The sequence below is a fragment of the Saccharopolyspora sp. 6V genome (genome assembly GCF_020176785.1).
Taxonomy (GTDB): domain Bacteria; phylum Actinomycetota; class Actinomycetes; order Mycobacteriales; family Pseudonocardiaceae; genus Saccharopolyspora_C; species Saccharopolyspora_C gregorii.
On record NZ_JAIUKB010000172.1, the window covers coordinates 1 to 17,982 of the forward strand.

Genomic DNA, 17,982 nt, shown 5'->3' on the forward strand with positions numbered 1-17,982 from the left:
TGCCGACTCCGGAGATGAGGCTGGAGTTGCCGTTGCTGGAGGTGTTCGGCCGGGGTGGTGCGTTGAAGTCGTCGTGGTATGGGGATTGCCTGCCGAGTCGTGATTTCCCCATGCTGGTGGAGATGTATCTGCAGGGCAGGTTGCCGTTGGAGAAGTTCGTGACCGAGGAGATCTCGTTGGACCAGGTCGAGTCCGCCTTCACCAAGATGCACGACGGAGAGGTCCTCCGTTCGGTGGTGGTGTTCTGATGAGCGCCCGCATCGACCACACCACGACGTCGGGCACCTTCTCGCTCGACGGCGAGACCCACCAGGTGGACAACAACGCGTGGGTCGTCGGCGACGACCAGGAATGCGTCGTCATCGACGTGCCGCACGACGTCGACGCGATCAAGAAGCTGATCGACGGACGCACCGTGCTGGCGATCCTCGCCACCCACGCCCACGACGACCACGTGCGCAAGGCGCCCGAGCTCGCGGCGGAGGTCGGCGCCCCGATCTTCCTGCACCCCGACGACCAGGTGCTGTGGCAGCTCACCCACCCGGACCGGGAACCCGAGCGCACCCTCGCCGACCGGCAGGTCATCGGCGTCGCGGGCACCGGGCTGCAGGTGCTGCACACCCCGGGGCACGCGCCCGGCTCGGTGTGCCTGTACTCGGCGGACCTGGGCACCGTGTTCACCGGCGACACCCTGTTCGCGGGCGGGCCCGGCGCCACCGGACGGTCCTACTCGGACTTCGGCGTGCTCGTCGAGTCCATCCGGGACCGGTTGCTCACGCTGCCCGAGGTGACCACCGTGCACCCCGGTCACGGAGAGAGCACGACGATTGCCGAGGTTTTGCCCCAGTTCGATGAATGGGTCGCCCGCGGCTACTGATTTCGGGCACTCGGTGTGCGCATACTGCGGGGCGTGCCGAATGCGTTGGTGAAACGAGCGTTCCTGCTCGACCTCGCCATGGTCGTGCTGTTCACCGTCATGCACGCCCTGATCCTGCATCTCGAATCACCAGGGCCGCCCGGGCGGCCCTGGTGGTCGATGATGCTGGTCACCGTGCCCGCCTTCGCGCTGCTGCTGGTGCGGCGCAGGTGGCCGTGGGTGTCGCTGCTGGCGGGCTTGGCCGCGGCGACCACGTTGACCCTGGTGGGGGTTCCGGAGAACCCGCTGAACTTCACGATCCTGGTGGGCGTGTACTCGGTCTGCCAGCGGAGTGGGACCGTGGGGGCCGTGACGGCCACCGTGCTCGCGATGCTCTGGCCGGTGCTGTACTCGTGGTACGACCCGCCGTTGTCCGCGTTCGTGAGCACCGTGATGGCGTCCATCGACCTGTTCATGGTCGTCGGGCTCGCCTACGCCGTCCGCTTCGGCAGGCAGCGGGCCGCCCAGCTGGAGCACACCGTGGAACTGCTCGACCAGGCGCGGGACCAGCTCGCGGCCGAGGCGGTCGCGGGGGAGCGGGCCCGCATCGCCCGCGAGTTCCACGACATCGTCTCGCACAACCTGTCCGTGGTGGCGCTGCGGGCCGGCGTCGCCCGGGCGCTCGTGGACCGGGATCCGGGGCACGCGGAGCAGACGCTGCGCGAACTGGAGCACACCTCGCGGGCCGCGCTCGGCGAACTCCGCGGCCTGCTCGGCAGGTTGCGCGAAGAACCCGCGGAGCAGGGCGCCGCTTCCGGCGACGATCCCGGCCGGCATCCCGCACCCGGCCTGCACCGGGTGGACCACCTGGTGGAGTCGGTGCGCGGCACCGGTGTCGTGTGGCGGCTGGACCGCCGCGGCGAGGTGCGCGAACTCGGGCCCGGCGTGGAGATGGCGGCCTACCGCATCGTGCAGGAAGCCGTGACGAACGTGCTCAAGCACGCGGGCAGCGGCTACGCCCGGGTCCTGCTGGACTACGGCAGCGGCGCGCTGCGCCTGGAGGTCACCAACCACGCCACCGGGCCGGACAGCTTCGCGCGCGGACTCGCCGAGAAGGTGCCCGGACTGTCCCCGGTGCGCGGCGGTGGATCGGGCCGCGGGCTCATCGGCCTGCGGGAACGCGTCGCGCTGCTGGGCGGGACGTTCACCGCGCACCCGGTTTCGAACGGGTTCCACTTGGCGGCCGTGCTACCGTGCCCGGAAAATTCGGACCTTGCCTGACCCGTATTTGAAGCCGGTTCCGGCCGGTGCGCGGCGGCCCGAACCGAGGAGGTCCGTGGTGGAGCACCCCGCGGAGACGACGGTGCTCGTCGCCGACGACCAGGCGATGATCCGCGCGGGACTGGTGGCGCTGCTGTCCGCCGAGCCCGACCTGCGAGTTCTCGCCGAAGCCGAGGACGGTGCCGCCGCGGTGGCCGCCGTGCGCAGGCGGCGCCCCGACGTGGTGCTGATGGACGTGCGGATGCCCGGGATGGACGGCATCAGCGCGGCCCGCGAGATCATGACCGCCACCGAGGGCGGGACCTCGGTCATCATGCTCACCGTGCACGACCTCGACGAGTACGTGTACGCGGCGCTGCGCGCCGGGGCCAGCGGCTTCCTGCTCAAGGACGCCCCACCGGAAGAACTGGTGCGCGCGGTGCACACCGTCGCCGCCGGGGAGGCGCTGCTGGCGCCGCGCGTGACGCGGCGGCTGCTGACCAGGTTCGCCTCGCTCGGCGTCCGGGACGCCTCCACCGAGCTCAGCGGGCTCACCAACCGCGAGCTGGACGTGCTGCTGGAGGTCGCGCGCGGCGGCTCGAACGCCGACATCGCGCGGAACCTCGGGCTGGCCGAGCTGACGGTGAAATCGCACCTGTACCACGTGATGCAGAAGCTGCACCTGAGCTCGCGGACCCAGCTGGTGATCACCGCTTATGAGACCGGGTTGGTCTCCCCAGGCCAAGTGAACGGCCCAGAAGCCCCCGTCTGAAATCCGGCCTGTCCTCTGCTCCGAATGGCGGGGGTGTCCGGCCCGGGCGCCGCGTCACCGCTGCCGCGGGGTGTAATGGGGGGATGAGTGCTGCGCTGCGGGTGGGGTTGGTCGGGTACGGCATCGCCGGGGCGGTGTTCCACGCGCCGCTGATCGCGGCGAACCCGGGGCTCGAACTGTCCGCTGTGGTCACCCGGAACCCGCAGCGGCGCGCCGCGCTCGACGCCGCGCACCCCGGCACCGCCGTCGTCGACGGCGTGCCCGCGCTGCTCGACCGCGGTGGGCTCGACCTCGTGGTGGTGGCCAGCCCGAACCGGCTGCACGTCGAGCACACCACCGAGGTGCTGCGCGCCGGGCTGCCCGTGGTGGTGGACAAGCCGTTCGCACCCACCGCGGCGGCGGCGCGGGAGCTCGTCGCCGAGGCGCGGCGCCGTGACCTGCTGCTGACCGTGTTCCAGAACCGCCGGTGGGACAACGACTTCCGCACCCTCGCCAGGCTGATCGACGCCGGGGAGCTCGGCGCGGTGCACCGCTTCGAGTCCCGGTTCGAGCGCTGGGTGCCGACGCCGAAGACCGGCTGGCGCGAATCCGGCGGGCCCGAGGAGGCGGGCGGCGTGCTCTACGACCTGGGCAGCCACCTCATCGACCAGGCGCTGGCCCTGTTCGGCCCGGTCGCGAGCGTCTACGCCGAAGTGGACGCGCGCCGCCCCGGCAGCGCGGTGGACGACGACACCTTCCTCGCGCTGACCCACACCGGCGGCGTCCGCTCGCACCTGTGGGTCGGCAAGTTCAGCGCCCAGCACGGCCCGCGGCTGCGGGTGCTCGGTGACCGCGCCGGCTACACCAAGTACGGGCTCGACCCGCAGGAGGCGGCGCTGAAGAGCGGGGCGCTGCCCGGCGCGGACTGGGGTGTCGAAGCGGAGTCGCTGTGGGGCGAGCTCGGCACCGTCGAGGAGTCGCGGCGGGTGCCGACCGAACCGGGCGCCTACCCGGAGTTCTACGACCTGCTGGTCACCGCGCTGCGCGACGGTTCGGCACCGCCGGTGGACCCGGCCGACGCCATCACCGGGCTGGAGATCATCGAAGCGGCCCGCCGCTCCGCCGCCGAAGGCCGAGTCGTGCACCTCTGACCGGACCGCGGCCCGACAGTCCTGATCGATCTCCGGCGAGAGCGGGGATTGCGGCGGCGGCGGGCTGGGAACGCTGCGGGGTGAAGCGATCCCGCACGGCGTTCCCCGGAGGTTCCGGATGGCCACCCTCACCGCCGACGCACCCGCCGACCTCGACGCGCGCGAACTCCAGCGCGTCGACCAGTGGTGGCGGGCCGCGAACTACCTGTCCGCGGCGCAGATCTACCTGATGGGCAACCCGCTGCTGCGGGAACCGCTGCGACCCGAGCACGTCAAGCCGCGACTGCTCGGCCACTGGGGCACCACGCCCGGACTGACCTTCCTGTACGCGCACCTCAACCGCGCCATCCGCCGCCGCGACCTGGACATGATCTACGTGACGGGTCCGGGGCACGGCGGGCCGGGCGTGGTCGCCGCGACCTGGCTGGAAGGCACCTACGGCGAGATCTACCCGGACGTCGCGCAGGACGTGCCGGGGTTGCAGCGGCTGGTCACCCAGTTCTCCTTCCCCGGCGGCATTCCCAGCCACGCCGCACCGGAGACGCCCGGGTCGATCAACGAAGGCGGCGAACTCGGCTACTCGCTGGCGCACGCCTACGGCGCCGCGTTCGACAACCCGGACCTGACGGTGGCCTGCGTGGTCGGCGACGGGGAGGCGGAGACGGGGCCGCTCGCGGCCGGTTGGCACTCCAACAAGTTCCTCGACCCGGCGCGGGACGGCGCGGTGCTGCCGCTGCTGCACCTCAACGGCTACAAGATCGCGAACCCGGCGGTGCTGGCCCGCATCCCCGAGCACGAGCTGCTGGAGCTGCTGCGCGGCTACGGCTACGAACCGCGCGTGGTGTCCGGGTCCGATCCGGCGGTGATGCACCGGTCCTTCGCCGCGGCCCTCGACGGCTGCCTCGACGAGATCGACCGCATCCGCTACCGCGCCCGGCACGAGGGCGTGGTGGAGCGCCCGCGCTGGCCGATGATCGTGCTGCGCACCCCGAAGGGCTGGACCGGGCCCGACGTGGTGGACGGGCAGCAGGTCGAAGGCACCTGGCGGGCGCACCAGATCCCGCTCTCCGACCCGCGCGGCGACCCGGACCACCTGCGGCAGCTGGAGGACTGGCTGCGCAGCTACCGGCCGGAGGAGCTGTTCACCGCCGACGGCGCGCCGGTCGAGGAGATCCGGCGGCTCAACCCGAGCGGCACGCGGCGGATGAGCGCCAACCCGCACGCCAACGGCGGCCTGCTGCTGCGCGGGCTGCGGCTGCCGGACTTCCGCGAGCACGGCGTACCGGTGCCCGAACCGGGCGCCACCAGCGGGGAGGCGACCCGGGTGCTCGGCGAGTTCCTGCGGGACGTGCTGACCCGCAACCGGCTCGCCGCGAACTTCCGGCTGTTCTCCCCGGACGAGAACAACTCGAACCGGCTCGGCGCCGTGCTGGCGGCGACCTCCCGCGCGTGGATGGGGGAGCCCGACCCGGGCGACGACTCGCTCGCCCCGGACGGGCGGGTGATGGAGGTGCTGTCCGAGCACACCTGCCAGGGCTGGCTGGAGGGCTACCTGCTCACCGGCAGGCACGGGTTGTTCTCCTGCTACGAGGCGTTCGCGCACCTGGTGGACTCGATGCTCAACCAGCACGCGAAGTGGCTGAAGGTGAGCACCGGGCTGGCGTGGCGGCAGCCGATCGCCTCGCTGAACTACCTGCTCACCTCGCACGTGTGGCGCCAGGACCACAACGGCTTCTCGCACCAGGACCCCGGGTTCATCGACCACGTGGTGAACAAGAAGGCCGAGATCGTGCGGGTCTACCTGCCCCCGGACGCCAACACGCTGCTGTCGGTCGCCGACCACTGCCTGCGCAGCCGGGACTACATCAACGTCGTCGTCGCAGGCAAGCAGCCCGCCCCGCAGTACCTCGGCGTGGACGACGCGGAAGTGCACTGCACCAAGGGAATCGGCATCTGGGAGTGGGCGAGCACCGACCGCGACGGCGAACCGGACGTGGTGCTGGCCTGCGCCGGGGACGTGCCGACGATGGAGACCCTCGCCGCCGTGGACCTGCTGCGCCGCCGGTTCCCCGAGCTGCGGATGCGGGTGGTCAACGTGGTGGACCTGATGCGGTTGCAGGACGCGCGGGAACACCCGCACGGGCTGTCCGATGTGGAGTTCGACGCGCTGTTCACCACCGACAAGCCGGTGATCTTCGACTACCACGGCTACCCGTGGCTGATCCACCGGTTGACCTACCGGCGGCACAACCACGCGAACCTGCACGTGCGCGGCTACCAGGAGGAGGGCACCACCACGACCCCGTTCGACATGTGCGTGCTCAACGAGATCGACCGGTTCCACCTCGCCATCGAGGTCATCGACCGCGTCCCCGGACTCGGGTACCGGGCGGCGCACGCGCGGGAGGAACTGCTCGGCAAGCTCGTCGAACACCGGCGGTACGTCACCACGCACGGCGAGGACCTGCCGGAAGTCCGCGACTGGAAGTGGAGCTGATCATGCGGGTGCTGACGGTCAACGCCGGATCCAGCAGCCTCAAGCTGCGCCTGCTGCACGACGACGAACAGGTCGCCGGGCACGACGTGCAGCACTGGCGGGGCGAGCCGGACCCGGTCCGGGACTTCTTCCACGAGCACGGCGCGCAGGCCATCGGGCACCGCGTGGTGCACGGCGGCCCGAAGCTGCAGGGGCCCGCGGTGCTCGACGAGGCGCTGCTGCGCTACCTGTCCGAGCTCACCGAGCTCGCGCCGCTGCACCAGGCGCGCGCGCTCGACGCGATCCGCGCCGCCGCCGAGTGCGCGCCCGGCACCCCGGCGGTGGCGTGCGTGGACACCGCGTTCCACACCACGCTGCCGGAGGCGGCCCGCACCTACGCGCTGCCGAAGGAGTGGAACGAGCGGTGGGGACTGCGCCGGTACGGCTTCCACGGCCTCTCCCACGGCTACGCGTCCCGGCGCGGCGCCGAACTGGCCGGGCTCACCGGCGGGCGGGTGCTCAGCTGCCACCTCGGCGCGGGCGCGTCGCTGGCGGCGGTGCGCGACGGGCGCTGCGTCGACACCACCATGGGCTTCACCCCGGACGAGGGACTGGTGATGGCGACCCGCAGCGGTTCGGTCGATCCGGGACTGCTGGAGTGGTTGCTGACCAGCGGGAAGGTCGGGGTGGACGAGCTGTGCACCGCGCTGCGGACGCGGTCCGGGCTGGCCGGGCTCGCCGGTGGGTCCGGCGACCTGCGGGACGTGCTGACCGCGAGCGCCGACTGCGACCAGGACGCCGAACTCGCCTACGACGTGTACGTGCACTCGCTGGTGCGGCACGCGGGCGCCATGGTCGCGGCGATGGGCGGGCTGGACCTGCTGGTGTTCACCGGCGGCGTGGGGGAGCACCAGCCGCGGCTGCGCGCCGAGGTCGCGGACCGGCTCGGCTTCCTCGGGGTGGCGGTGGACCCGGAGCGCAACGCGGCGGCCGACGCGGACGCCGACATCGGCGAGGCGGGTGCCCGGGTGCGCAGCGTCGTCGTCGAATCCCGCGAGGACCTGGAGATCGCGCGGCAGACCGCGCGGGCCCTCACCGCCGAGCCGGTGCCGACCGGGTGAGCGGGCCGCGTCGGCTAGCTCGGTGTGCCCTCCCGGTCGGCGAGCCACCCGGCGAACAGCTCCTCGTACCGGCGCGCCCGCACCGGATCGGGCTCGACCCGCCGCAGCTCGCAGCCCAGCAGCGACCGCGCTTCGTCCAGGTCGGCGGTCGCGCCCGTGCCGACCAGGCCCACCGCCGCGGCCCCGAGCAGCGTCACGTCCGGTTCGGCGCACACCAGCACCGGCCGCCCCAGCACGTCCGCGCGCAGCCGCGTCGCCACCGGTGAGCGGGTGAGGCCACCGGCCAGCAGCACCGGCAGCCGCCCGGACTCCGGCGGGTCGAGCAGGTCCACGCCCTCGCGCACCGCGAACGCGGCGCCTTCCTGGGCCGCGCGCACCAGGTGCGCCGCCGAGTGCGCCGGTTCCTGACCGAGCAGCGCGCCACGTTCCTCGGGCCGCCAGCGCGGGAACCGGCTGCCGGTGGTCGCGGGCAGCATCCGCAGCCCGTCGGCGCCGGGCGGCACCGCGGCCACGTCCTCGTCCGCCACCGGCCCGACCAGCTCGCGCCACCCGGCGACCGCACCGCCCGTCATGCCGGTGGCGCCCCCGGCCACCCAGCGATCCCCGAGCAGCGCCGGGTTGAGCAGCGCCGACGGTGGAGCCGAGGTGTCGTCGAGCAGCCGCCCCACGACATCGGTGGTGCCCGCGACGTCGGCGATGCCCCCGACGTGCGACCCGAGCAGCAAGCCGATGCCGATCGACCCGTCCGGCCCGCCTGCCAGCACCGGGGTCCCCGCGGGCAGCGCGCAGCGCGCTGCGGCCTCCCGGTGCACCTCGCCGAGGACGTCGGCCGCCCGGACCTGCTCCGGCAGCCAGCGCGGGTCGATGCCCAGCGCCTCCACCGCGGGCACGTTCCACGTCCGGCCCGGCACGTCGGCGAGCAGCGTGTACGCGGCGTGCACCGGGTCCGTGCCGACCCGGCCCGTCAACCGGGCCACGAGGAAGTCCTTCGGACTCAGCAGGTGGCGCACCCGGGAGGCCACCGCCGGATCGCGGCGCAGCGCGAGCGCGCGGGCCAGCGCGCCACCGGTGATCGCCGGGCGCCGCGCCGCCCGCAGCAGCGCGTCCCGCAGCCCCGGGTCGACCGCGCGCAGCTCGTCGAGCCCGCGCGGATCCGACCAGCCGCCCGCCTCGTCCACCGGCCGCAGCCGCTCGTCCACCGCGACCACGCCCAGGTGGGCGGAGACCACCAGCGCCGAGACCGGCGAGCGGGGGAGGGCGGCGAGCGCCGAGGCCACGTCGGTGAACAAGCGCTCCGCGTCGAACCGCTCACCGCTCCCCGCCGGCCGCTCCACCCGAGCGCGGCCGCGGATCGCCCCCTCCGCGTCGACCGCGGCCGCGCGGATCGCGGAGGTGCCCACGTCGACGGCGACGACGCAGCGCGCACCCCGGTTCATCGGCGCCCGCTCACACCGCACCGCCGTCCCGCAGCCGCGCCAGCTCGTCGGCGCTGCGACCGAGCAGTTCCCGGTAGACGTAGTCGTTGTCCTCGCCGACAGTCGGCGGTGCCTTGCGGGTGGTGGGCGGGCTCTTGTCCATCTTCACCGGGTTGCCGGGCAGCCGGAGCCGTCCCAGCTCCGGGTGTTCGACGTCCACGACCATGTCGCGGGCGGCGATCTGCGGGGAGGCGGCGACCTCGGGGACGGTCGCCACCTTGGCGCAGGGAATGCCCGCGTCGCCGAGCACCGCACCGATCTCGGCGCAGCTGCGGTGCGCCGCCCACTCGGCGACGGCCCGCTCCAGCGGTTCCTGATCGGCCATCCGGCCCGCGACGGTGCGGTACTCGGGCACCTCCAGCAGGTCCTCCCGGCCGATGGCGCGGCACAGCTTCGGGAACAGGCCGTTGGTGCCCGCCTGCACGTACACGTCTCCGTCGAGCGCCGGATACACGTTGACCGGTGCGGTGAGCAGGTCGCGCGATCCGCTGCGCGGCATGTCCAGGTCCAGCATCAGGTGCGCGATCAACCGGGTGCCCAGCGTCGCGAACATCGAGTCCAGCGAGGCCACGTCGACTCGTTGGCCCTCCCCGGTGGCCTTGCGGTGCGCGATCGCGGCGAACGCGCCGATCGCCGCCTGGTAGCCGGTGACGTAGTCGGCGATGTAGGTGCCGGTCAGCGTCGGTTTCCCGTCGGCCTCCCCGGTGATGGACATCAGCCCGGAGGAGGCCTGCGAGATCGCGTCGAACAGCGCCCGCTGGGACAGCGGCCCGGTCTGGCCGTAGCCGGAGATCGACACCAGCACGACGTCCGGTTTGAGCTCCACCATCCGCTCGTAGCCGAGGCCCATCCGCTCGACCGTGCCGGGCCGGTAGTTCTCCACCACCACGTCGGCCCAGCGCACCAGGTCTTCGAGCACGGCGAGCGCCTCGGGGTGGCGGGTGTCGAGGGTGGCGCCGTGCTTGTTGCGGTTGTAGAGCATCGTGTAGACGCTCTCGCCCTCGTAGTAGGGCTCGTGGTGGCGCGCGTCCTCACCGCCGGGGCGTTCGACCTTGACGACCTCCGCGCCGAAGTCCGCCAGTATCTGCGCGCAGATCGGCCCCGCGATGAACCGGGACAGGTCCAGGACCTTCAGCCCGTCGAGCGGGCCGGGTGATCCGGATGGCATCGTCGCCCTCCTCCTCGTGCCGCCGGGCCGCGTCGCCCGGCGTTCCCATGGTGCGCCGCGGTGCGCGCGGCGGTTCCGCCGCGCGGAGCGAGCGCGAAGTCCGATCGGCTCAGCTCTGCGGGCGGTGCGGGGTGAACGCGGGATAGGTCCAGGCGTTGGCCGCGCGGTCCAGCACCACGTCGATCAGGAACGGGCGGCCGGTGGCGAACGCGTCCTTCGCGGTGGTCAGGAGCTCGTCGACCTCGGTGACGCGCGCGGCGGCGACGCCCATCCCGGCGGCGACCCGGGCGAAGTCCACGTCGCCGAAGTCGACGCCGGTGGTGCGGCCGTCGAAGTGCAGCTCCTGCTCCTGTCGGATGTTGCCGTAGCTGGAGTCGTTGAGGACGACCAGCACGACCGGGCCGCCGGTGCGGGCCAGCGTCTCCAGCTCGCCGAGGCTCATGCCCAGCGAACCGTCGCCGATCAGCGCCAGCACCGGGGATTCCGGGTCGGCGGCGGCGCAGGCGATGGCCGCGGGCAGCGCGAAGCCCATGTTCCCGAAGCCGACGGGCTTGAGGTAGCGGTGCGGCAGGTCCATCTCCCACAGGAACGACCACACGCCGGGGTTGCCCGCGTCCGGGATCAGCACCGTTTCGGCGGGAGCGACCTCGCGCAGCGCGCGGACCGCGGCGGCGGGCGCGATGGTGCCGGCGGTGACCGGTGCGCGGGATTCCGAGCGCGCCCACCACTCGCGTTCGGCGCCCTGCAGCTCGTCGAGCCAGCCGACGCGTCCGGCGCGGGCCTGCTCGGCGCGGTCGGCGGTGGCGGTGCGCAGGTCGCGGCTGAACGCGGCGAGATCGCCGACGACGCCGGTGGTGCTCTCCGCGTAGTAGCGCCCGATCATCGCCGGGTCCACGTCCACCTGGACGACCTGCGGCAGCCGCAGCCGCCACCGGCCGGTGGAGACCGCGTTGAGGCTGTTCCCCAGCGCCAGCACCAGGTCCGATTCCGCGACGACCCGGGAGCTCAGGTTGGTGCCCATCCGGGACAGCGCGCCGAACACCAGCGGGTGCGTGGTGGGCACGGCGCCGATCCCGTTGAAGGTGGTGACGACGGGGATGCCGAGCGCCTCGGCCAGCGCCAGCACCTCGGCGCCCCCGCGGGACCGGTTGCCGCCGTTGCCGAGCCAGATCACCGGGCGTTCCGCGGCGAGCACCCGTTCGGCGATCTCGGCGATGCGGGCGGGGGAGGCGACCGGCCGGTCCTCGACCCAGGAACGCGCCGGGTGCACCGCGGGCACCTCGGGCGCGTCGGCGAGCACCTGCTCGATGGTGTCCCGGGCGAAGTCGAGGTGCACCGGCCCGGGATTGCCGGTCATGGCGTTGACGTAGGCCTCCTCCATCGCCTGCTTGATCGAGGAGCCGTGCGCGACGAGGCGGGAGAACTTGGTGAACGGCCCGAAGATCTGCACGTGATCGGCGTTCTGCGCGTCGTCCTTGTGGATGTTCTCGCCGTTGTTGTTGCAGGTGATGATGATCGCCGGGCTGGAGTCGCGGAACGCCCCGCCGACCCCGGTGAGCAGGTTCGTGGCACCCGGGCCGGTGGTGGCGATGGCGACCGCGGGCCGCCCGGTGCGGCGGCCGTGCGCGTCGGCCATGACCGCGGCGGCGCCTTCGTGCCGGGTGTGCACGAACTCGATCGACGGGGTGTCGATGAGCGCGTCGGTGATCGCGAGGGTCTGGCCGCCGACCACGCCGAAGACGTGGGTGATCCCGAGCGATTCGAGCATCGTCACGACGAGCTGACCGCCGGTGGGCTTGTCCGACATCCGTGCATCCTCACTTCGCGTTGGGCAGGTCCGCCGGTGGCGCGCGGCGGGTTCGCGTCCCGGCTCCGCCCCGGCCGGTGTCCGGATCTCCAGGGGGTGCGCGGGGTTCCTCCTCGGCCGGCTCGCGCCGGGCGGGTCGCCCCTTGACCGGGGCGGTGCGCCGGGCTTTACTGTAGCTCGAAACGGCTAGTTGTCTAGTCTTTTGTTCGGTGCGATGACCGGGCATCGTCGAGCACCCCGCGCACGACCAGCGGAGATCCCGGCGCGCTCCGCGGCGCAGGCGCCGGACGCGCGCACCTGCCGCGACCGGACCGGCCGACGACACCTGAACCACAGCGACAACGGAGTCAGCACATGGTCAGTGGCCCACCACCCACCTCCCCACCGGAGCACGCCCCCGACCGGCGGCGGCTGACGCGGCGCGCGGCGTTCGCCAGCCTCGTCGGGACCGCCGTGGAGTGGTACGACTACTTCATCTTCGGCACCGCCTCCGCGCTGGTGTTCGGCACGCTGTTCTTCCCCGGCGACGACCCGGTCGTCGGCACCCTGTCCGCGTTCGCGGTGTTCGGCGTCGGCTTCTTCGCCCGCCCCGTCGGCGGCATCGTGTTCGGGCACCTCGGCGACAAGATCGGCCGGAAGGCCGCACTGGTCACCACGCTGCTGATGATGGGGACGGCGACGTTCCTCATCGGGCTGCTGCCCACCGCCGCGGTCATCGGGATCTGGGCACCGGTGCTGCTGGTGCTGTGCCGTCTGGTGCAGGGGCTCGGCGTCGGCGGCGAGTGGGGCGGGGCCTCGCTGGTCGCCGTCGAGTTCGCGCCCCCGGGCAAGCGCGGCCTCTACGGCACCTTCCCGCAGATCGGCAACGCCGTCGGACTCGTGCTGAGCACCGGCGTCTTCGCCTGGGTGTCCACGCTGCCCGAACCGCAGCTGATGTCCTGGGGCTGGCGGGTGCCGTTCCTGCTCAGCGGGGTGCTGATCGCGCTGGGCATGGTCATCCGGCTCAAGCTCACCGAGACGCCCGCTTTCCAGGCCGCGCAGCGCAGCCTCGACGCCGACGCCGACGCGGCGGAGAAGCCGCCGCTGGGCCAGGTGCTGCGGCACTTCCGGCGGCCGCTGCTGCTGGCGATGGGGATGCGGCTCGGCGAGGTCTTCGCCGGCTACCTCATCCTCACCATCGGGCTGGCCTACGCCACGAGCTACACCGACCTGCCCGAGACCGACGTGCTGCTGGCCGGGACGGTCGCCGCGGTGCTCGCGCTGTTCGGCTACGGCGCCTCCGGGCTCGCCTCCGACCGCTGGGGCAGGCGCGCCGTGTTCGCGTTCGGCGCGGTCGCCGGGCTGGTGCTGGTGTTCCCGTTCTTCTGGGCGCTCGACACCGGGTCGGTAGCGCTGATGTTCGTGGTCTACGTGGGTTTCTACGTGCTCTCGGTCGGGCCGATGTACGGCGTGGAACCGGCGTTCTTCGCGGAGCTGTTCGGCACCAAGGTCCGCTACACCGGCATCTCGCTGGCCGCGCAGCTGCCCGGCATCCTGATCGGGCTGTGGCCCGCCGCCTCCACCGCGCTGCTGCTGGCCACCGGCGGCGATCCGTGGCCGGTCGCCGCGATCACCGGTGGATTCGTCCTCATCGGACTGGTGTGCGCGTGGCTGGCGCCGGAGACCAGCAGGCTCGACATCGACGGCACCGGTGGCACCGACGCACCCGCCGCCGCACCCGCCGTCGACGGGGGAGGAGTGCGATGACCGCGCCACCGCTGGACGGGCTGCGGGTGCTCGACCTGTCCCGGTTCATCGCCGGACCGCTGTGCTGCCAGATCCTCGGCGACATGGGCGCCGAGGTCATCAAGGTCGAGCGGCCCGGCGGCGAGGACTCGCGGCGCAACGTGCCGCACCACCGCGGGCACAGCCTCTACACGCTCAACTACAACCGCAGCAAGCACGGCATCACCCTCGACACCCGGCACCCGAAAGCGCTGGGAGTGCTGGAAGAACTCGTGCGCGGCAGCGACGTCGTGGTGGAGAACTTCCGGCCCGGAACGCTCGCGAAGATGGGCCTCGGCTGGGAGCGGATCCACGAGCTCGACCCGCGTGCCGTCCTCGTGTCGATCTCCGGGTTCGGCCAGACCGGCCCCAACCGGGACCGCGCCCTGTTCGACGCGATCGCGCAGGCCGCCTCCGGGCTGATGAGCATGACCGGCACGCCCGACGGCCCGCCCACGATGGCCGGGGCGTTCGTCGCCGACCACATCGCCGCCTTCCACGGCGTGATGGGCGCGATGATGGCGCTCGCCGCCCGTGCCCGCACCGGAGACGGCCAGCACGTCGACATCTCCTGCCTGGACGCGCTGTTCTCCTGCATGGGCACGCTGCCCGCGGCTTGGCGGATGCTCGGCGAGGAGGTCGGGCGCACCGGCAACCGGGACCACATCACGGTGCCCGCCAACGCCTATCCCACCGCCGACGGGTACCTGTACCTGCACGCGGGCACCGACGCGCTGTTCCCGCGGCTCGCCGCCGCGATGGGGATGCCCGAGCTGACCGGCGACCCGCGGTTCGCCGACCAGGAAGCCCGGTTGGTGCACGTCGAAGCGCTGGACGACGTGGTGCGCGGCTTCACCCGGCGGCACACCTCGGAGCGGATCGGGGAGCTGCTCGCCGCGGCGGGCGTGCCGTACTCCCCGGTCAACAGCGTCGCCGAGGCGACCGACTCGGCGCAGGTGCGGGCCAGGGACATGATGATCGAGGTGGAGCACCCCGAGCTCGGCACCCTCGTGCTGCCCGGGCTCGCCCTCAAGCTCGGCGGCACGCCCGGCTCGGTCCGCAAAGCACCGCCGCTGCCCGGCGAGGACAACGCCGAGGTCTACCCGCGGCTGCTCGGCCTGGACGCCGACGAGCTCGCCGCGCTGCGCGCCGACGGCGTGATCTGACCCCCGACAGGAAGCGAGAACCGCATGACCTGGCGAGATCTGACCGATCCGCGCGCGGTCGCCCACGGCGTGGACCACGAGGCCGGGCTCAAGGAACCGGTCTTCGAGAACCTGAGCATCCCCGAGCACTTCGGGCCCGTCACCGTCCTCGTCGACGACCACAAGATCAAGCGGTACGCGTTCACCCAGGACGACCACCACCCGTGGCACTTCGGCCCGAGCCCGTTCGGCGGCCGCATCGCGCACGCGGGGCTGCTGTCCAACGACCTCGTGCAGCTGTTCACCACCGCCTACCGGGCGAGCCGCACCGTCGGGCTGCACACCGAGGAGCAGCTGTGGTTCGACGGGCCCGCGCACCTCGACGAGGAGGTGGTGCTGGCCGGGTCCTACGTGGACTCCTACACCCGGCGCGGCCAGGACTACGTGGTGATGGAGGCGAGCGCCACCGCCGCCGACGGACGCGGCATCCTGCGGCACCGCGGCGTCGAGATACTGCGCACCCGGCCCGGTGACGTCGCAGGCCGCAACCGGACCGGTGGTGGCGGCACGGCCGGGACCGTCGACGGCACCTTCGACCCGGACGCCCCCACCGCGGTCGCCGGAACGCCGACCGTGCGGCCCGGGGCGCCGCTGCCGCCGCTGCACGTCACGATCACGCAGGAGCAGGCGTCGGTGTTCTCCCGCTGCGGCGAGTACGTCCGCAACACCCACAGCGACCTGGCCGTGGCCAGGGAGGCAGGGCTGCGCATCCCCATCGTGCAGGGACAGCAGCAGTGCGGGCTGATCACCGGGATGCTCACCCGCTTCTTCGGCGCCGACCTGTTCACCGGTGGATGGCTGCGGGTCAAGTTCATCAACCCCGTCGAGGTCTTCGAACCCCTGGAGGTGGGCGGTGCCGTCACGGCCGTGCAGGAAGCGGGCCCCGGGCGCCTCGCGATCGACGTCGAAGTGTGGGTGCGCCGCGCCGACGGCAAGCTCAGCACCGTCGGCTGGGCGCGCGCCGAAGCCCCCGAAACCGCCCCGCGGCGGACCTGAGCGTCCGCACCGGGCGGATACCCTGAGAGCCGATCACACCACCCCGAGGAGTTCCCCGCCGTGGCCACGCGCCCGATGTACGAGGTCATCCGAGACGACCTGCTCGACCGGATCAACACCGGCGCGCTCGCCCCCGAGAGCCGGCTGCCGAGCGAGAAGGAACTCGCCGAGCGCTACGGCGTCAGCCGCATGACGGTCCGGCAGGCCTTCGACGCGCTGGTGCGGGAACGGCTGGTGGTGCGCAGGCGCGGCGCGGGCAGCTTCGTGGCCCCGCGGCGCGCCCGGTCCCGGCGGTTGAACCGGCTGGTGCCCTTCGGCGACGAGGTCACCGAGGACGTGGTCACCACCGAGATCCGCCGCGCCGTGCTCGTCCCGCCCGGCGAGATCGCCGAGGTCCTCGACCTCGACGATGCGGCGGAAGCGGTCCGGCTCGTCCGGCTCCGCACCGTCGACGGAACGCCCGCGGCCGTGCAGGAGTCCTGGGTGCCGGTCGCCGCCGCCCCCGGACTCGCCCGCGCCGAGCTGGTCGCGGGCTCGCTGTACCGCACCCTCGCCGAGCGCTGCGGCGTCGCGGTCAGCTGGGCCGAGCAGGAGATCACCGCCTGCGCCGCGACGAAGGAGCTCGCCGGCCTGCTGGAGGTGGCCGTGCGCGCCCCGCTGGTGGAGGCGCACCGGACCACGCACGACGACACCGGGCGCGCCGTCGAGCACGCCCGGAGCTGGACCCGGCCGGAATTCCCGTTCGTCGTCCGGCTCGACACCTGACCCCTCGCGGCACGAGCCGCGCACCCCGTCGCCACGTCCCGCCCGCCGCGGGACGGCGATGCCCCACGCCCAGAGGAGCTGGCCATGAACCGGTGGTGGACCGGAACCAAGGAAGCGATCTTCGAGAACATCGAGGTCCCGGAGGTGTTCGGCCCGTTCGACGTGGTCGTCGACGAGCGGATGGTGCGCAACTACGCCTTCGCCCAGGACGACGACGGAGCCGGGCGGCTCACCGCCGCGGACGGGCGACCGGCGGCCAGTCCCGCGGTGCTGTCCAACGAGCTGCTGTTCCTGTTCTACGCCGCCTACGACGGCAACACGGCGCGCGGGCTGCACACCCACGAGGAGCTCTCGCTGCACTCGCCGGTCGTGATCGGCGAGACCGTCACCCTCAGCGGCCGGTACGTGCACACCGAGGTGCGGCGCGGCAACGGCTACGTCGTGATGGAGGCCGAAGCCCGAGGCGCCGACGGCAGGCTGCTGCTGCGCCACCGCGGCACCGAGATCATGCGGGTGCACGCCGCCGACGTGGTGGGCGGCAGCACCGCGCCGGCCCCGTCCCGGCTGGTCACCGGCGAGCTCCTCGACGTCGCCCCGGCCGCCGCGGCGAGCGGGGACCTCGACGAGCGGACCCCGATCCGGCCGGTGCGCAAGAAGATCTCGCAGGAGCAGATGTACGTCTTCTCCTGGGGCGGCCGCGGGTTCTCCAACATCCACACCGATGCGGCGGGCGCGCGGCGCTCCGGGATGGACCGCACCGTCGCCCAGGCGATGCAGCAGGTCGGCTACCTCTCCGAGATGCTCACCGCGTTCCACGGCGGCGCGTGGATCGACGGCGGGCACCTGGCGGTGAAGTTCGTGCACCCGTTCTACGTGGACGAGGAGGTCACCGCCCGCGGCGCGGTGCTGGGCGCCATCGAGCACGAGGGGCAGCGGCATCTGGAGAGCGAGGTCTGGGTGGAGAACGTGGACGGGGTGAAGACCGCCGTCGGCTGGGCCCACGCCCCGCTGCGCTGATCCACCGCGCGGGTGGGCGGCCCGCCGGCTCCGCGGTCGGTCGGGCCGGCACCTCGTGCGGAACGGTGCCGGGTCAGCCGCGCCAGCGGTCGTCGGGGTCGCGAACGGCCGTCGCCGCCAGCTCCGGCCGGGTGCCCTGCCGCGGCCGGGGTTCCGGCGCGGCAGGGCAC

At 73.0% G+C, this 17,982-nt stretch carries 14 protein-coding genes and 1 pseudogene; 12 read left to right on the forward strand and 3 right to left on the reverse strand.

The window, feature by feature from the left end; translation table 11 throughout:
• The 7 genes and pseudogenes from LCD35_RS27165 to LCD35_RS27195 form a co-directional block, all read left to right on the forward strand.
• A pseudogene (locus LCD35_RS27165) lies at nt 1–248 on the forward strand (S-(hydroxymethyl)mycothiol dehydrogenase); the annotation flags it as partial.
• Nucleotides 248–877: an MBL fold metallo-hydrolase gene (locus LCD35_RS27170; RefSeq protein WP_224956275.1), complete on the forward strand. Its 630-nt coding sequence runs from the start codon at nt 248–250 to the stop codon at nt 875–877. The pseudogene LCD35_RS27165 and the gene LCD35_RS27170, both read left to right, overlap by 1 nt.
• Before the next feature lie 33 nt (nt 878–910).
• The gene (locus LCD35_RS27175) at nt 911–2,137 is read left to right on the forward strand and encodes a sensor histidine kinase (protein ID WP_224956274.1); all 1,227 of its coding nucleotides are present in this window, start codon (nt 911–913) and stop codon (nt 2,135–2,137) included.
• A gap of 58 nt (nt 2,138–2,195) precedes the next feature.
• Nucleotides 2,196–2,888 (forward strand): response regulator transcription factor, encoded by a 693-nt coding sequence (locus tag LCD35_RS27180; RefSeq protein ID WP_224956273.1) that lies wholly within the window; start codon nt 2,196–2,198, stop codon nt 2,886–2,888.
• 83 nt (nt 2,889–2,971) lie between these two features.
• Entirely contained in the window at nt 2,972–4,018 is a 1,047-nt protein-coding gene (locus tag LCD35_RS27185) for a Gfo/Idh/MocA family oxidoreductase (RefSeq protein ID WP_225045167.1), read from the forward strand.
• A 118-nt stretch (nt 4,019–4,136) separates the two neighbouring features.
• Complete coding sequence (locus tag LCD35_RS27190; RefSeq protein WP_224956271.1) at nt 4,137–6,515, forward strand: phosphoketolase; 2,379 nt, start codon at nt 4,137–4,139, stop codon at nt 6,513–6,515.
• 2 nt (nt 6,516–6,517) lie between these two features.
• Nucleotides 6,518–7,615: an acetate/propionate family kinase gene (locus LCD35_RS27195; RefSeq protein WP_224956270.1), complete on the forward strand. Its 1,098-nt coding sequence runs from the start codon at nt 6,518–6,520 to the stop codon at nt 7,613–7,615.
• Nucleotides 7,616–7,629: 14 nt separating this feature from the next.
• Here LCD35_RS27195 and LCD35_RS27200 read toward each other — a convergent pair whose 3' ends face one another.
• The 3 genes from LCD35_RS27200 to LCD35_RS27210 form a co-directional block, all read right to left on the reverse strand.
• A complete protein-coding gene (locus LCD35_RS27200) occupies nt 7,630–9,051 on the reverse strand; it encodes an FGGY-family carbohydrate kinase (protein ID WP_225045168.1) in 1,422 nt (473 codons plus the stop codon).
• Nucleotides 9,052–9,061: 10 nt separating this feature from the next.
• A complete protein-coding gene (locus LCD35_RS27205) occupies nt 9,062–10,258 on the reverse strand; it encodes a CaiB/BaiF CoA-transferase family protein (protein WP_225045169.1) in 1,197 nt (398 codons plus the stop codon).
• A 109-nt stretch (nt 10,259–10,367) separates the two neighbouring features.
• Nucleotides 10,368–12,065 carry a thiamine pyrophosphate-binding protein gene (locus tag LCD35_RS27210; RefSeq protein WP_224956267.1) on the reverse strand — a complete coding sequence of 566 codons (1,698 nt, stop codon included), beginning with the start codon at nt 12,063–12,065 and terminating at the stop codon, nt 10,368–10,370.
• 354 nt (nt 12,066–12,419) lie between these two features.
• On the opposite strand from LCD35_RS27210, the gene LCD35_RS27215 reads away from it, so the two are divergent.
• The 5 genes from LCD35_RS27215 to LCD35_RS27235 all read left to right on the forward strand — a co-directional run bounded on the left by LCD35_RS27215 (nt 12,420) and on the right by LCD35_RS27235 (nt 17,812).
• Nucleotides 12,420–13,811: an MFS transporter gene (locus tag LCD35_RS27215; RefSeq protein ID WP_224977623.1), complete on the forward strand. Its 1,392-nt coding sequence runs from the start codon at nt 12,420–12,422 to the stop codon at nt 13,809–13,811.
• On the forward strand, nt 13,808–14,995 hold the full coding sequence (locus LCD35_RS27220; RefSeq protein ID WP_224956265.1) for a CaiB/BaiF CoA-transferase family protein: 1,188 nt from the start codon (nt 13,808–13,810) through the stop codon (nt 14,993–14,995). The genes LCD35_RS27215 and LCD35_RS27220 overlap by 4 nt, the downstream gene beginning before the upstream one ends.
• A gap of 24 nt (nt 14,996–15,019) precedes the next feature.
• A complete protein-coding gene (locus LCD35_RS27225; protein ID WP_224956264.1) occupies nt 15,020–16,030 on the forward strand; it encodes a MaoC family dehydratase in 1,011 nt (336 codons plus the stop codon).
• 60 nt (nt 16,031–16,090) lie between these two features.
• Nucleotides 16,091–16,795: a GntR family transcriptional regulator gene (locus tag LCD35_RS27230; protein WP_224956263.1), complete on the forward strand. Its 705-nt coding sequence runs from the start codon at nt 16,091–16,093 to the stop codon at nt 16,793–16,795.
• An 84-nt stretch (nt 16,796–16,879) separates the two neighbouring features.
• Complete coding sequence (locus LCD35_RS27235) at nt 16,880–17,812, forward strand: MaoC/PaaZ C-terminal domain-containing protein (RefSeq protein ID WP_225045170.1); 933 nt, start codon at nt 16,880–16,882, stop codon at nt 17,810–17,812.
• Nucleotides 17,813–17,982: the final 170 nt, after the last annotated feature.